Here is a 14451-nt window from a genome sequence, read left to right on the forward strand (position 1 = left end):
GTGGGAGCGTCGCTTTGGCAGCAATGTCTGGACAGGCTGCAGGATGAGTTGCCAACTCAGCAATTCAGCATGTGGATCAGGCCTCTTCAGGTAGAGCTGGGCGAGGAAGTCCTGACACTCTTTGCCCCCAACCGTTTTGTGCTGGATTGGGTGCGCGACAAATACATGAGCCGCATCAATGAGTTATTGGGCGAATTTTGCGGCCAGGACGCCCCTTCCTTATTCTTTGAAGTCGGTTCCCGCAAAGTCCAGGCCGAAGTGCCTGCCCCTGCGGTAGCCGCCGCGCCGCCGGCCGCGCCCCGCCAGGCAGCTAAGCCCAAAGTGGTGCCAAGCTGGCAGCAGCCAGCCGAAAAAGCCGACAGCGACGTTCAATACCGCTCCAATATCAACCCGGTGTACACCTTCGACAACTTCGTTGAGGGTAAGTCGAACCAATTGGCCCGCGCCGCTGCCGGCCAGGTAGCCGACAACCCCGGCAAGGCCTATAACCCGCTGTTTCTTTATGGCGGCACTGGCCTTGGTAAAACCCACCTTCTTTATTCTGTCGGTAACGCCATCCTTGCCAACAAGCCCGGCGCCAAGGTGGTGTACATGCACTCCGAGCGTTTCGTGCAGGACATGGTGCGGGCGCTGCAAAACAATGCCATCGAAGAATTTAAACGCTATTACCGCAGCGTTGATGCGCTGCTCATCGATGACATCCAGTTCTTTGCCAATAAAGAGCGCTCACAGGAAGAATTTTTCCATACCTTCAACGCCTTGCTGGAAGGTAACCAGCAGATCATCCTCACCTCCGACCGGTATCCCAAGGAGATTGATGGCGTTGAAGACCGGCTTAAATCCCGCTTCGGCTGGGGCCTGACCGTGGCCATTGAGCCGCCGGAGCTGGAAACCCGGGTCGCCATTTTGATGCGCAAGGCCGAAGAACACGGTATTCACCTCTCTGACGAGGTAGCCTTTTTTGTGGCCAAACGCCTACGCTCTAACGTGCGTGAGCTGGAAGGAGCCCTTAACCGGGTCATTGCCAACGCCAATTTTACCGGCCGTGCCATTACCATCGATTTTGTCCGCGAGGCCCTTCGCGACCTGCTGGCCTTGCAGGAAAAGCTGGTAACCATCGACAACATACAGAAAACCGTTGCAGAGTATTACAAGATCAAGGTGGCTGATCTGCTCTCCAAACGGCGGTCCCGTTCCGTCGCCAGGCCCAGGCAACTGGCCATGGCCCTGGCCAAGGAACTGACCAACCACAGCCTCCCCGAGATTGGGGATGCCTTTGGTGGGCGAGATCACACGACAGTGCTTCATGCCTGTCGTAAAATTCAGGAGCTTCGTGAAAGCTCCCACGACATCAAAGAAGACTACGCCAACCTGATCCGAACCTTGTCTTCCTGATAGCGGAAATCGGTCATGAAATTTGTCATAAACAGGGAACAACTTCTTCGGCCTTTGCAGCAGGTCGCCGGTGCCGTAGAGCGCCGCCACACCTTGCCTATTCTGGCCAACGTCCTTATCGAGGTCAGTGACGGCGTGCTGTCATTGACCGGTACCGACCTGGAAGTGGAGCTGATTGGTCAGTTGACCCTGCTTGACGCCAGCCAGAACGGCCGTATCACCGTGCCGGCAAAGAAGCTGGTGGATATTATCCGCGGCCTGCCGGATGGCGCGGAAATCAAAGTGGATGTGGATGGTGAGCGTTTACTTATCCGCTCCGGCCGCAGCCGCTTCTCGCTGTCCACCCTGGCGGCAGAAGACTACCCCAATATCGATGCCTGGCAGAGCGACATTGAGTTCGTTACCGCCCAGAGCAGCCTGCGCAAGCTGATTGATTCCACCCATTTCTCCATGGCCAACCAGGATGTCCGTTATTACCTCAACGGCATGCTGTTCGAGACCGAAGGCAACAAGCTGCGTACCGTCTCCACCGACGGTCACCGCCTGGCCATGGCTTATCAGATAATCGAAGGGGTGAACCTGCCCGAGCATCAGGTGATCGTACCCCGCAAGGGTGTGCTGGAGCTGGTGCGGCTGCTTAACCACGACGAAGCGTTGGTACGGGTGCTGATCGGTGCCAACCATATTCGGGTAATAACCGACGATTTCACCTTCACCTCCAAGCTGGTGGATGGCCGCTTCCCCGATTATCGCCGGGTGTTGCCGCGTCAGGCCGACAACCGCCTGCAAGCCGACCGGGAAGTGCTGCGCCAGGCCTTTGCCCGCGCTTCTATTCTCTCCAACGAGAAGTTTCGCGGTGTGCGCCTGAACCTGGACGGCAGTGAGCTGAAAATCACCGCCAACAACCCCGAGCAGGAAGAAGCCGAAGAGAACCTGGAAGTGGCCTACCAGGGCCAGCCGCTGGAAATCGGCTTTAACGTCAGCTACCTGCTGGATGTGCTTAACACCCTCAAATGCGAGACGGCCCAGATGTCGTTCGGGGATGCCAATTCCAGCACCTTGATCGAGGACGCCGCCTCCGACGAGGCGGTCTACGTGGTCATGCCCATGCGCCTGTAATGAGGCCTTCTTGAGCGTAAGCCATCTCGCGTTAAGCCGGTTTCGTAATATCGAGACCCTACAGTTGGAGCCCGGAGCGGGCTTCAACTGTATTATCGGCCCCAACGGCAGCGGCAAGACCGCGGTGCTAGAAGGGCTGCATTTTCTTGGCCTTGGCCGTTCCTTTCGTACCCATCAGCCTGCCCGTGCCATCCAGGACGGCCAGGGCGATTTTTTGCTGTTTGCCCGCAAGGAAGAAGGGGACAGGACCCACCAACTGGGTATGCAGCGGGACAGGGCAGGGAACCTCAGCCTGCGCCTCAACGGTGACACCCCTGACCGCCTGGCCACCTTTGCCGAAGTGCTGCCGCTGCAACTCATCACTCCTGAGAGCTTCGATCTGCTTACCGGTGGCCCGGCCAATCGCCGCCAGTTTCTCGATTGGGGCGTGTTCCACGTGGAAAGCGGCTTCCTGGCTGCCTGGTCACGGGTAAAAAGACTATTAAAACAGCGAAATGCCCTGCTAAAACGGCGCCCAAAAAGGTATGATGAACTGTCTTACTGGGATGGAGAGTTTGCCCGTTACAGCGGCCAGTTAACGGCGCTCAGGCAGGCTTACGTCGAGGAGCTGCTACCGGCCCTCGAACCCATGCTGGCAAGGCTGCTACCGCGCTATCAGGTGTCCCTGGAATTTGCCCAGGGCTGGGACAAGTCCCTGGCGCTGGATGCGGTACTGAAAAGCCAATTTGAACGGGACCAGATGCTGGGCTTTACCCAGGCTGGCCCACATAAGGCCGATTTGCGCATCAAGGTTGATGGCATTCCGGTTCAGGAGTTTTTCTCCCGAGGGGAACTGAAGCTGCTGGTCTGTGCCCTTAAACTGGCCCAGGCCGCCTTGCTCAAGGACAAGAGGCAAAGGCAGGTGAGTTTTCTTATCGATGACCTGCCCGCTGAACTGGATAGCGACAAGCGGCTGGCACTGACCGCCGCCCTGGCTGATACCCAGGCTCAGGTTTTTGTCACGGCCATAGATGCAGACAAAGTTGATGACATGGTTGCCCCGCTGAGCGACGTTCGCCTGTTTCACGTGAAACAGGGGCGGCTTAGCGGCGCCGACGGATAAAAAGAGAGACGGATAATGGCGAACGAATACGATTCCTCGAGTATCAAGGTCCTGAAGGGCCTGGATGCGGTGCGTAAACGTCCTGGCATGTACATCGGTGATACCGACGACGGTTCAGGCCTGCACCACATGGTGTTCGAGGTCGTGGATAACTCCATCGACGAGGCCCTGGCCGGCTACTGCAGCGATATCCTGGTGACCATCCATGCCGATGGCTCCGTCTCTGTTCGTGACGATGGTCGGGGTATTCCCACCGAGCAGCACGAAGAAGGCAAGAGTGCGGCCGAAGTCATCATGACCGTGCTGCACGCCGGCGGTAAGTTCGACGACAACTCCTACAAGGTTTCCGGCGGCTTGCACGGTGTGGGTGTGTCGGTGGTGAACGCCCTGTCCGACAAGCTGGAGCTGACCATCCGCCGTAAAGGCCAGGTGCACCAGCAGATTTATCACCTGGGCGAACCCCAGGCACCGCTGGCCGTTATCGGCGAAGCCCAGAGCACCGGTACCGAGATCCGTTTCTGGCCCAGCCCCACCATTTTCTCCGACACCCTGTTCCACTACGACATCCTGGCCAAGCGCCTGCGTGAGCTGTCTTTCCTGAACTCCGGGGTGTCTATTCGTCTGCAGGACGAGCGTGACGACCGCAGCGACCACTTCATGTATGAAGGGGGCATCCAAGCGTTTGTCGACTACCTCAACCGCAACAAGACCCCTATCCACCCCAAGGTGTTTCATTTCACTCTGGAGCGGGAAGACGGTATCGCCGTCGAGGTGGCCATGCAGTGGAACGACTCCTTCCAGGAAAACCTCTACTGCTTTACCAACAATATTCCCCAGCGCGATGGTGGTACTCACCTGGCTGGCTTCCGGGCTGCTCTGACCCGCACCATGAACAACTACATGGAAGCGGAAGGCCATGCCAAAAAGGCCAAGATCAGCACCACAGGTGACGACTCCCGTGAAGGCCTGACCGCTGTTATCTCGGTGAAGGTGCCTGACCCGAAATTCAGCTCCCAGACCAAGGACAAGCTGGTTTCTTCCGAGGTGAAATCCGCCGTGGAATCGGCCATGGCCGAGAAATTCCAGGAATACCTGCTGGAAAACCCCAGCGATGCCAAGACCGTTGTGGGCAAGATCATCGATGCCGCCCGCGCCCGGGAAGCGGCCCGTAAGGCCCGCGAGATGACCCGCCGCAAAGGCGCCCTGGATTTGGCCGGCTTGCCCGGCAAACTGGCCGACTGCCAGGAAAAAGACCCGGCGCTGTCCGAACTCTACATAGTGGAGGGTGACTCTGCGGGCGGTAGTGCCAAGCAGGGTCGTAACCGTAAGAACCAGGCCATCCTGCCCCTCAAAGGTAAGATCCTCAACGTCGAGAAGGCCCGTTTCGACAAGATGCTGTCCTCCCAGGAGGTGGCTACCCTCATTACCGCTCTGGGCTGCGGCATCGGCCGTGACGAATACGATCCAGACAAGCTGCGCTATCACAGCATCATCATCATGACCGATGCTGACGTCGACGGTTCGCACATCCGTACCTTGCTGCTGACCTTCTTCTATCGCCAGATGCCTGAGCTGGTAGAGCGTGGCTACATCTATATCGCTCAGCCGCCGCTGTATAAAGTGAAGAAGGGCAAGCAGGAACAGTACATCAAAGACGACGCGGCCATGACCCAGTACCTCACCTCCATTGCCCTGGACGGTGCCGAGCTGCACGTCAACGCCGAGGCTCCGGCCATTGCCGGCCTAGCCCTGGAAAACATGGTGACCCAGTTCCGCGATGTGGAAGCCATGATTGAACGCCTGTCACGCAAGTACCCGGTGGCAGTGACCCGCGAGCTGATTTATCACGCCGCGCTGGCATCCGAAGCGCTCAAAGACAAGGCTAAGACCGAGCAGTGGCTGGCTGAACTGGTGGCTGTCCTCAACGGCAAAGAGCTGTCCGGCTCCACTTACCTTGCCGACTTGGTGGAAGATGCCGAGCGCAGCCTGTGGGTGCCGCGCTTTACCATCCGCACCCACGGTGTGGACCACGAGTATCGCTTTGGCCCCGACTTCTTTGCGTCTGCCGAATACGGCAAGCTGGTGGCCCTGGGCGAAGCCATCCACAACCTCATCGAGGAAAGTGGCTACGTACAGCGTGGCGAGCGCAAGCAGCCGGTTAAAACCTTCGAGCAGGCCCTTAACTGGCTGATGCACGAGGGGCGCCGCGGTCTCTACGTACAGCGCTATAAAGGTCTGGGCGAGATGAACCCCGAGCAGCTTTGGGAAACCACCATGGACCCGGAAGTGCGCCGCATGCTGCGAGTACGGATTGAAGACGCCGTGGCCGCCGACCAGCTGTTCACCACCCTGATGGGCGACCACGTGGAGCCGCGCCGCGACTTCATCGAAACCAACGCCCTGAAAGTGGCTAACCTGGACGTTTAAGCCGTTCTGGTACCGAGCATGAAAAGGGGGTAGCGCAAGCTACCCCTTTTTCTTTTTACGCAGCGGTGCTCGCTCCAAAGGCAACATGCACACGGATTGCCAATGCAGGGTAGAGCGCGGCCGGCGCCCTAAGGCCGCATTTTGATGTTTCACGTGAAACGCCCCTCAGCAAGGGGTGAGTTGCCAGACGGGTGGGCTAAGCCGCAGAGTGTCGGTCAACTGCAGCTGGTCGAGAAACGTCTGATCGTGTGAAACCACTACCAGGGCTCCCTGATATTGGCCGAGCATGGCTTCCAGTGCCTGCAGGGAGGAGAGGTCAAGGTGGTTACTGGGCTCATCCAGTAGCAATAGCTCGGGGAGCTCGCCACCATAAAGCAGTAACGCCAACGCCGCCTTTATCCGCTCTCCGCCGCTGAGCTGGTCTGTGGGTATGGCCAGCTTCTGCGCATCCAGGCCCAGCTGCGCCAGCCAGGTTCGCAGTTGGCCCTGGGTCTTGCCTTGTCCTGTCGGCAACTGGGCCAGCAGCGGTTGGTCGGGGTCGAGCAGGGACGCCTGTTGGTCGAGATAACCCAGTCGGCAGCTTTGTTTCACCTCTCCTGCTGATGCTGCCATTACCCCGGCTATCACTTTTAGCAGCGTCGATTTACCGGCGCCATTAGTGCCCATTACCGCCAGCCGTTGCCCGGCGCGCAGGGTCAGGTTAAGAGGCTGTAGGGGAGCCGTCATCGGCAACACCAGCTCTTCCATGATCAGCACCTGGCGCCTGCTACCGTTGGCCGCTTGGGCATCGAGGTGGACGTGCACCGGTAACTGCTGATCCAAATGGCTCGAGGCATTGGCGATGTCACTGTCCAGCTGCTCCTTGCGTTGTTGCTGTTGCTTTTGGATCTTTCCCAGGGTTTTTTCGCTGTTTTGCTTTCGGCCACCCAGCAGGATCTTGGCTTGGTTATGGTCGTCACGACCGGCTTTGGCCTGACGTTTTTGCTGCCGCTCCTGTTGCTGCTGCATGGCGCGATTTTCCTTACGTCGCTGCTGTTGCAGATGCTGCAGTTTATCGTTGGCTTGTTCCTGCTCCTCCTGCTTCTGCTGGTGGTAATGCTGGTAATTGCCACCGTAGCTCTTGAGTCCGGCTGGCGACAGTTCGTAGATCCGCTCTACCATGGCCAACAGCTGCCGGTCATGGCTTATCAGCAGCAGGGCACCTTGCCAGTCGGCAAGCTGTTGTGCCAGCCGCCGCCGAGCCTGGGCATCCAAATGGTTGCTGGGTTCATCAAGGATCAGGCAATCGGCTTCAGCCAGGGTGGCACCAAGCAGGGCTACCTGCATGGCCTCGCCGCCGCTGACGCTCTGGGCCGGCATGTCGAGGCTGAGATGGCCCAGCTCCAATCGTTCCAACTGCTGCTGGAGCCGCTGTGGCAGATCCCAATCACTGCTGATGATCTCGAAGTCATCCATTTCAATACTGCCGGCGGCAATGCGTTCAAGCGCCGCCAGTCGACCCTCAACACCCAGCAGCTGAGCCAGTGTGACTTCAGGAGGGAAGTTACGTTGTTGTGCCAGGTAGTGGATGCGACCCTGTCGCAGGCATTGCCCCGAGCTGGGCTGGCGTAGCCCGGCCATCAGCTGCGCCAGAATAGATTTCCCTACACCGTTGCGGCCAACCAAGGCGGAGCGGCGAATGTCCAGTTGGGCACTCAGGTTCGAGAAGAGGGTTCTGCCGTCAGGCAGCACATAGGAGACGTTATCCAACGTCAGATAAGGGGTCGTCATGCAATGCTCCAAAGATACCGGTACTCAGCCACCGCCGGTTGGCGGAGGAAGAAGAAGCCGTCAAAAGACGGGGGTATCAATTGCGCATTGGACTAACCCTCGGTGGTTGGTAAGAAGCCCTATGCTAGGGAAAAGGCGCGCTACGGTGCAAGCAGATAATGAGGCTGTTTCGCGTGGAACATTAGGAACCCGGTGCTGCGTGCGCATTTACCGAATCCCTGACGGACTGGCGCAGCCAGCGATGGGCGGCATCGTTATGGTGCTTCTCGTGCCATAGCATCACCATTTGGAAGCTAGGTGCCTGAAAAGGAACGGGGTGTGTTTTAAGCCCGGTGCCCGGTACAAGCCGGGAGGGCACCATGGCCACCAAGTCAGAACTTTCCAGCAGCTGGCACATGAAGTTGAAGTGCGGCACGGACAGCACCACCTTGCGCTTGTGGCCGAGCATGGCCAGTACCTGATCGGTGCCGCCACTGAAGCCGCCGCCGTTGGGGGAAACCATCACATGCTCCAGGCGACAAAAGCGGTCCACATCCAGTGGCTGCCGCAGCTGCGGGTGGTCTTGGCGCCCGGCCAGCACATAGTGCTCGGTAAAAAGGGTGCTGCTCTTCAAGCCGGGAGGAGCGCCATCGGCGGTATGAAAGGCCAGTTCCAGCTCGCCACTCTCCATGCTGGCCGTCAGAGCACTGGGTTTGACCTGGCTAACAGCGATGCGACATTGGGGCGCCTGGCGCAAAATGGAGGGTAGGGCTTGGCGCAAAATGGTGGCTTCGCCGTAGTCGGCGGCGGCGAGGCGCCAAGTGCCTTTGGCGGTGGCCGGGTCAAATTCCCTGGCCGGCTGCACCGCTTGTTCCAAGGCAGTTAATGCATCGGCTAGGGGGGCCTGGAGCGACTCCGCCAGCACCGTTGGCGTCATCCCTCTTGGGCCCGGCAGCAGCAAAGGGTCACCAAACATTTCCCGCAATTTTTTCAGCTGCACGCTGACCGACGGCTGCGAGAGATGCAGGCGCTGGGCGGCGCGGGTAACGTTGCGCTCTTTAAGCAGCACATCCAGCGTCATCAGTAGGTTAAGGTCTAACAGCTGGGAATTAATCATGGCTATGGCTCGTATAGTAGCAATTCATTTTCACTATACCCGAGCCTTGCTCATCATGGCGGCTGTTAAGTTGAGGAGTTCGCCATGAAGGCCTTAGTGATTTATGCCCACCCTGAAGCGTCGTCCCTGAACGGGGCGCTGCGTGACCATGCATTGCAGCACCTGCGTAAGGCAGGGCATGAGGTGCAGCTTTCCGATCTGTATGCCATGAACTGGAAGGCAGCGCTGGACGCCGCCGATTTCCCGGAGCGGGACCCAAGCCAGCCTTTCCACGCCTCCCTGGACTCCAAGCTGGCTTACGCCAATGGCAGTCAAAGTGCCGATATTGCGGCCGAGCAAGCCAAGCTGGAATGGGCCGATACGGTGATCTTCCAGTTTCCGCTGTGGTGGTTCTCGGTGCCGGCGATCATGAAGGGCTGGTTCGACAGAGTCTACGCCTACGGCTTTGCCTATGGGGTAGGCGAGCATTCCGATCATCATTGGGGCGACCGTTATGGTGAAGGTAAGTTTGCCGGTAAAAGGGCCATGCTGCTGGTCACCACGGGCGGCTGGGCCAGCCACTATAGCGCTCGGGGCATCAATGGCCCCATCGACGATATCCTTTTCCCCATCCAGCACGGTTTGCTGTTCTACCCGGGGTTTTCGGTGTTGGAACCTATGGTTGTCTATCGCACCAGCAAGGTGGATGAGGCGCGCTACGGTGAGCTGTGTAATGAACTGGAGCAGCGTCTCGATACCCTGCAAAGCGCGCCGGTCATTCCCTACCGGCGCCAAAACCACGGCGACTATGCCATTCCGGCATTGGAGCTCAAAGACCATATCAAAGGCGGTGAAGGCGGCTTTGCCATCCACCTGGCCGACTAGGTTTCACGTGAAACAAAAAAGGCGCCTTGCGGCGCCTTTTCTTTTTAGGCTCTCGCCTTATTGCAGCACGGAGATGTCTGCCACCTGCAGGAACAGGCCGCGCAGGCGACCCAGCAGGGCCAGGCGGTTCTGCTTCAGGGCGGCATCCTCGGCCATCACCATAACGCCGTCGAAGAAAGCGTCCACCGGCTCGCGCAGGGCGGCCAGGGCGGTCAGGGCAGGGGTGTAGTCACCGGCTGCAAAGAGCGGCGCCAATTCTTCTTCCAGGCGGCTTACCTCGGCGAACAGAGCCACTTCGGCGGCTTCCACCAGGCGTTCTTTGACAACCTCGGTTGGCAGCTCGCCGTCCACTTTGGAGAGGATATTACCTACCCGCTTGTTGGCGGCGGCCAGGGCCTCGGCGGCTTCCAGGGCGCGGAAGGCGGATACCGCTTTCACGCGCTGGTCAAAGTCCACCGGCTTGGTGGGGCGGCGGGCCAGTACGGCGTTGATCACGTCGCCGCCAAAGCCTTCGTCCTGGTACCAGGCCTTGAAGCGGCCCAGCAGGAATTCCAGCACGTCTTCTTCCACCTTGGCGTTGCTGACTTTGCTACCCAGCAGGACCTTGGCTTCGCGGATAAGGTCAGTGAGGTCCAGCTTAAGGCCATTTTCCTTGATGATGCGCAGGGCACCCAGGGCGGCGCGGCGCAGGGCGAAGGGGTCCTTGTCGCCTTTGGGAGCTTGGCCAATGCCAAAAATGCCCACTAGGGTATCCAGCTTGTCGGCCAGGGCCACGGCGCAGGACACAGAGGCAGAGGGCAGGGCGTCACCGGCGAAACGGGGCAGGTACTGGTCTTCCAGGGCCTGGGCTACCGCTTCTGGCTCACCGTCCAGGCGCGCATAGTGCATGCCCATGGTGCCTTGGGTGTCGGTGAACTCCATGACCATCTGGGTCATCAGGTCACACTTGGACAGCAAGCCGGCGCGCTGGGCATCGCTCACATTGGCACCCAGTTCGGCGGCGATAAAGCCGGCCAGGGCGCTGATGCGCTCAACCTTGTCGCGAAGGGTGCCAAGCTCCTTTTGGAACAGCACGGTCGCCAGGCTGTCCAGGCGGTCGGAGAGCTTGTGCTTGCGGTCGGTTTTGAAGAAGAACTCGGCGTCGGCCAGACGGGGGCGCACCACCTTCTCGTTACCGGCGATGATCTGCTGCGGGTCCTTGGACTCGATGTTGGTCACAAAGATGAACTTGTTGAGCAGCTTGCCGTCGTTGCCGTAGACCGGGAAGTACTTCTGGTCACCTTTCATGGTGTAGACCAGGGCCTCAGGAGGCACGGTCAGGAACTTCTCTTCAAAGCTCGCCACCAGCACCACCGGCCATTCCACCAGGGAGGCCACTTCTTCCAGCAGGCTGTCTTCCAGGTCCGCCTTGCCGCCCAGTTCCTGGGCCTTGGCTTCGGCGGCGGCCTTGATCTTGGCCTTGCGGCTTGCAAAATCGGCCAGCACCTTGCCCTTGCTTTCAAGGTCGCCAAGGTAGTGGTCGGCATGGGCCAGCTCGAACTGGCGCTCGCCCATAAAGCGGTGGCCACGGACGGTGCGGCCGATGGTGATGTCCAGCACGGCGCCGTTAATCAGCTCATCGCCGTACAGGGCGGTGATGGTGTGTACCGGGCGGATAAACTGGGTGCGCTTGGCGCCCCAACGCATGGGCTTGGGAATGGGCAGCTTTTTGAGAGCACTTTCCACCATGGCGGGTACCAGGGCTTGCACCGGCTGGCCTTTGATCTGGGCCTTGTGCAGCAGCCATTCGCCCTTGTCGGTGACCATGCGGCCGGCGTCCTTGATGTCGATACCGCAACCGGCGGCCCAGCCCAGGGCAGCCTTGGTGGCGTTACCTTCGGCGTCAAAAGCGGCTTGCACAGCGGGGCCGCGTTTCTCTACTTCTTTGTCGGGCTGCTGGGCAGCCAGGGCCTTGACGGTCAGGGCCAGGCGGCGAGGGGCGGCGTGCCATTGAATAGCATCAAAGGCCAGCTCGGCTTCGGTCAGCTCGGCGCCCAGGTTGGCGGCAAAGGCTTCGGCCAGGGCACGAAGGGCCTTGGGTGGCAGCTCTTCGGTACCGATTTCTACCAGTAGGTTCTGGGCCATTATTTTGCCTCCTTGCACATGGGGAAGCCCAGCGCCTCGCGGGCGGCATAAAAGGCTTCGGCGCAGGCCTTGGACAGGGCGCGGACCCGCAGTATGTAACGCTGGCGCTCGGTGACCGAGATAGCGTGGCGAGCGTCCAGCAGGTTGAAGGCGTGGGAGGCTTTCATCACTTGCTCATAGGCCGGCAGCGGCAGGGGCTTTTCCAGGGCCAGCAGGGTTTGGCACTGGCGCTCGCACTCGTCGAAGACCTGGAACAGAAAGTCGACATTGGCGTGCTCAAAGTTGTAGGTGGACTGTTCCACTTCGTTCTGGTGGAACACGTCACCGTAGGTGATCTTGCCCAGGGGGCCGTCGGTCCACACCAGGTCGTAGACCGAGTCCACGCCCTGGATATACATGGCCAGACGCTCAAGGCCATAGGTGATCTCGCCGGTAACCGGGCTGCATTCCAGGCCGCCCACCTGCTGGAAGTAGGTGAACTGGGTCACTTCCATGCCGTTGAGCCACACTTCCCAACCCAGACCCCAGGCACCCAGGGTGGGGGACTCCCAGTTGTCTTCCACAAAGCGAATATCGTGCACCAGGGTGTCGATACCCAAGGCTTCCAGTGAGCCCAGGTACAGCTCCTGGATGTTGTCTGGAGAGGGCTTGAGCATCACCTGGAACTGGTAATAGTGCTGCAGGCGGTTGGGGTTTTCACCGTAGCGGCCGTCGGTAGGACGGCGGGACGGCTGCACATAGGCGCTGGAGATAGGCTCCGGGCCAACGGCGCGCAGGAAGGTCATGGGGTGGAAAGTACCGGCACCCACTTCCATGTCTAAAGGCTGGATAACGGCGCAGCCTTGGCGGGCCCAGTAATCCTGCAAGGCGAGGATCAGCCCTTGAAAGGTCTTGAGATCGTAATTTTGCATGATATTTGCGCTAAAAGGGCTGTTTTCAGCCGAGTTTCCTGATTAAGACCGCCAGTATAACGCGCTTTAGCAGCAAATTTGCAGCATTCTTGAGCAGTTGCGGTGTCTGGCGGGTGAGTGGTTGCTTACTCTTGTGGCAGGCCTTTACGGATAAGGTATCGGTAAGGCGCCTCAGTGGTTTCGCTGGCCACCAGGGTGTGGTCCATAAAGCGGCAAAAAGAGGGAATGTCGCGGGTGGTGGCCGGGTCGTCCGCCAACACCAGCAAAGTCTCGCCGTCAGACAATTTGCGGATCTTACCTCGTACCATCATCACCGGTTCGGGGCAGCGTAGGCCCAGTACATCCAGCTCGTGGTCAGGTTTGGCAAAATGGCTCATGGCAAACTCCGGTGAAAAAGTGGGCGAATTCTACCCGAAAAACAAAAAGCCGGCCACCAGGGCCGGCTTTTGACCAGAGGGAACCTTACACCCGTTCGAAGACGGTGGCGATGCCCTGGCCCAGACCAATACACATGGTGGCCACGCCCAGAGTGGCGTCTTTGGCTTCCATGAGGTTGATAAGGGTGGTGGAGATACGGGCACCGGAGCAACCCAGGGGGTGGCCAAGGGCGATGGCGCCGCCGTTGAGGTTGACCTTGTCGTCTACCTTGTCGGCCAGGCCCAGGTCTTTCACGCAAGGCAGAGACTGCGCGGCAAAGGCTTCGTTCAGCTCGAACAGGTCGATGTCGTCGACAGTCAAACCAGCACGCTTGAGGGCCTTCTGGGTGGCGGGCACCGGGCCGTAACCCATGATGGACGGGTCGCAGCCAGCCACGGCCATGGAGCGAATTTTGGCGCGAGGCTTGAGGCCCAACTCTTTGGCCTTGTCGGCAGACATCACCAGCATGGCGCTGGCGCCGTCTGACAGGGCAGAGGAGGTGCCGGCAGTCACGGTGCCGTTGACCGGGTCGAATACCGGGCGCAGGGCGGCCAGGGATTCAACGGTGGTCTCGGGGCGAATAACTTCGTCGAAATCAATCAGTTCCAAGATACCGTCGGCATTGTGGCCCAGTATCGGCAGAATTTCGTTCTTAAAGCGCCCTTCCTGGGTGGCGGCCCAGGCGCGCTGGTGGGAACGGGCGCCAAAGGCGTCCTGCTGCTCGCGAGTAATGCCGTGCAGGCGGCCCAGCATCTCGGCGGTCATACCCATCATGCCGGCGGCCTTGGCCACGTTTTTGGCAAGGCCGGGGTGGAAGTCCACACCGTGGTTCATGGGCACGTGGCCCATGTGCTCAACGCCGCCGATGATGAACACGTCGCCCTGGCCAACCATGATGGCGCGGGCCGCGTGGTGCAGGGCGTCCATGGAGGAGCCGCACAGGCGGTTGATGGTGGTACCGGCCACGCTCTTGGGCAGGCCGGCCAGCAAGGAGGCGTTACGGGCGATGTTAAAGCCCTGCTCCAGGGTCTGCTGCACGCAGCCCCAGATCACGTCTTCGATGTCGGCCGGGTTCAGGGCGCTGTTGCGTGCCAGCAGGCCTTTCATCAGGTGGGCTGACAGGTCTTCGGCGCGAACGTTGCGGAACACACCGGCTTTGGAGCGGCCCATGGGAGTGCGGATACAGTCGACGATGACAGCTTCTTTAATCATGTTCGTTCTCCGTC

General features: G+C 59.6%; 11 protein-coding genes. 5 read left to right on the forward strand and 6 right to left on the reverse strand.

What is annotated here, in order from left to right; translation table 11 throughout:
- From dnaA to gyrB, 4 genes are read left to right on the forward strand one after another with little or no spacing between them, the layout of a single operon-like run.
- Nucleotides 1-1395, forward strand: a complete 1395-nt coding sequence (dnaA, locus tag AC22G1_RS00005) for a chromosomal replication initiator protein DnaA (RefSeq protein ID WP_123422552.1) — start codon at nt 1-3, stop codon at nt 1393-1395.
- A 15-nt stretch (nt 1396-1410) separates the two neighbouring features.
- Entirely contained in the window at nt 1411-2514 is a 1104-nt protein-coding gene (gene dnaN, locus AC22G1_RS00010; RefSeq protein ID WP_487314982.1) for a DNA polymerase III subunit beta, read from the forward strand.
- A 10-nt stretch (nt 2515-2524) separates the two neighbouring features.
- Nucleotides 2525-3616 (forward strand): DNA replication/repair protein RecF, encoded by a 1092-nt coding sequence (gene recF, locus AC22G1_RS00015; protein ID WP_487314983.1) that lies wholly within the window; start codon nt 2525-2527, stop codon nt 3614-3616.
- Between the two features lie 15 nt (nt 3617-3631).
- Nucleotides 3632-6043, forward strand: a complete 2412-nt coding sequence (gene gyrB, locus AC22G1_RS00020; RefSeq protein WP_487314984.1) for a DNA topoisomerase (ATP-hydrolyzing) subunit B — start codon at nt 3632-3634, stop codon at nt 6041-6043.
- Between the two features lie 165 nt (nt 6044-6208).
- Here the strand turns inward: gyrB and AC22G1_RS00025 are convergent, their stop codons facing one another.
- Both AC22G1_RS00025 and AC22G1_RS00030 read right to left on the reverse strand, forming a co-directional pair.
- Entirely contained in the window at nt 6209-7813 is a 1605-nt protein-coding gene (locus AC22G1_RS00025; protein ID WP_487314985.1) for an ATP-binding cassette domain-containing protein, read from the reverse strand.
- 181 nt (nt 7814-7994) lie between these two features.
- A complete protein-coding gene (locus tag AC22G1_RS00030) occupies nt 7995-8909 on the reverse strand; it encodes a LysR family transcriptional regulator (protein ID WP_487314986.1) in 915 nt (304 codons plus the stop codon).
- 84 nt (nt 8910-8993) lie between these two features.
- Here AC22G1_RS00030 and AC22G1_RS00035 point away from each other — a divergent pair, with 84 nt between their 5' ends.
- Nucleotides 8994-9773 (forward strand): NAD(P)H-dependent oxidoreductase, encoded by a 780-nt coding sequence (locus AC22G1_RS00035; RefSeq protein ID WP_487314987.1) that lies wholly within the window; start codon nt 8994-8996, stop codon nt 9771-9773.
- Nucleotides 9774-9830: 57 nt separating this feature from the next.
- Here the strand turns inward: AC22G1_RS00035 and glyS are convergent, their stop codons facing one another.
- From glyS to fadA, 4 genes are all read right to left on the reverse strand, one after another.
- On the reverse strand, nt 9831-11900 hold the full coding sequence (glyS, locus tag AC22G1_RS00040; RefSeq protein ID WP_487316761.1) for a glycine--tRNA ligase subunit beta: 2070 nt from the start codon (nt 11898-11900) through the stop codon (nt 9831-9833).
- Nucleotides 11897-12808, reverse strand: a complete 912-nt coding sequence (gene glyQ, locus AC22G1_RS00045) for a glycine--tRNA ligase subunit alpha (RefSeq protein ID WP_008486473.1) — start codon at nt 12806-12808, stop codon at nt 11897-11899. The genes glyS and glyQ overlap by 4 nt, the downstream gene beginning before the upstream one ends.
- A 125-nt stretch (nt 12809-12933) precedes the next feature.
- Nucleotides 12934-13185: a sulfurtransferase TusA gene (tusA, locus tag AC22G1_RS00050; RefSeq protein ID WP_487314988.1), complete on the reverse strand. Its 252-nt coding sequence runs from the start codon at nt 13183-13185 to the stop codon at nt 12934-12936.
- Nucleotides 13186-13270: 85 nt separating this feature from the next.
- A complete protein-coding gene (gene fadA, locus AC22G1_RS00055) occupies nt 13271-14434 on the reverse strand; it encodes an acetyl-CoA C-acyltransferase FadA (protein ID WP_487316762.1) in 1164 nt (387 codons plus the stop codon).
- Nucleotides 14435-14451 lie beyond the last annotated feature (17 nt).

It is taken from the genome of Gallaecimonas zhanjiangensis, from assembly GCF_057624825.1.

Coding starts and splice junctions, on each gene's coding strand:
- AC22G1_RS00025 (WP_487314985.1), bottom strand. CDS start 7,813: ATGACGACCCCTTATCTGACGTTGGATAACGTCTCCTATGTGCTGCCT.
- dnaN (WP_487314982.1), top strand. CDS start 1,411: ATGAAATTTGTCATAAACAGGGAACAACTTCTTCGGCCTTTGCAGCAG.
- glyQ (WP_008486473.1), bottom strand. CDS start 12,808: ATGCAAAATTACGATCTCAAGACCTTTCAAGGGCTGATCCTCGCCTTG.
- tusA (WP_487314988.1), bottom strand. CDS start 13,185: ATGAGCCATTTTGCCAAACCTGACCACGAGCTGGATGTACTGGGCCTA.
- gyrB (WP_487314984.1), top strand. CDS start 3,632: ATGGCGAACGAATACGATTCCTCGAGTATCAAGGTCCTGAAGGGCCTG.
- AC22G1_RS00035 (WP_487314987.1), top strand. CDS start 8,994: ATGAAGGCCTTAGTGATTTATGCCCACCCTGAAGCGTCGTCCCTGAAC.
- AC22G1_RS00030 (WP_487314986.1), bottom strand. CDS start 8,909: ATGATTAATTCCCAGCTGTTAGACCTTAACCTACTGATGACGCTGGAT.